Source organism: Oleiphilus sp. HI0043 (assembly GCF_001634935.1).
Window position 1 is genome coordinate 1 of the sequence record NZ_LWEY01000046.1, and the last position, 810, is coordinate 810.

An 810-nucleotide genomic window follows, 5' to 3' on the forward strand; every position below is an offset into this window, starting at 1 on the left:
TTCATAAAGACCGCTGTTTCACAGACATACTCAACAGACAAACCTTTTGCTATTTGAACAGCACTCTTAATGGGGAGCTTAGATGTAATTCTTGCCGCAATGGGTGGGTCGATATATTTGTTTGTAATCGCAAGCACGAGAAAGTTGGGGATATATCTAAGCGTTTGAGAGATAGACTCGAAAAAACGATCAAATCCTTTTCTTTCACGTTCGAGCACCGACTCAACCAAATCAAACACAGCTTCAAATTGTTCATCACTCATGCCAGAAATTATTTCTGGCAAGTCACTTTCACTCTGCCGTTCAAGTTGCTCTAATTGCTCCTCACGTTTTGCTACGCGTTCCATTCTAGCAACCTTATTGATCGATGAATGCTAATGGAACGAAAGCAACAAGAATGAGTGTTGTACCCATAACCATAAGCGGAAGAAGTAAACGCTCGTGGCGATAATAAAAGGAATCGCCCTCTTTTAAAGCGAGACTGACTTCCTCATCACCCACAACCTGACGGGTAAGTAGGTGATTTAACGAAACCGGCGGACTCAAATAACCAAGTTCGAAAGCCATCAAGCAGGTCATCCAGAAGTGAATCGGATTGATTCCGGCAGCATAAGCAACCGGAGCAATCGTACCTGTAACCAGGATAAGCGCACCAAAGGGGTCCATTACCATGCCGATCATCACCAAAAACAGAACGAGAAACGCCATCGTGCCGTAGGTAGAGCCGAAGAATTCGGGTATCTCTAGTACGCCGCCGCCCCGTTCTATAATGCCGCCAACTGTAAACGAGCAAGCCATTAACATCAGTAA

General features: G+C 44.7%; 2 protein-coding genes. Both read right to left on the bottom strand.

Going from position 1 to position 810, the window contains the following annotated elements; all coding sequences use genetic code 11:
• On the bottom strand, positions 1 to 347 hold a 347-nt coding region (locus tag A3729_RS01165; protein ID WP_156497564.1), incomplete at its 3' end, for a hypothetical protein.
• A 10-nt stretch (positions 348 to 357) separates the two neighbouring features.
• Positions 358 to 810: TRAP transporter large permease subunit (locus tag A3729_RS01170; RefSeq protein ID WP_156497565.1), on the bottom strand; the 453-nt coding region annotated here is incomplete at its 5' end.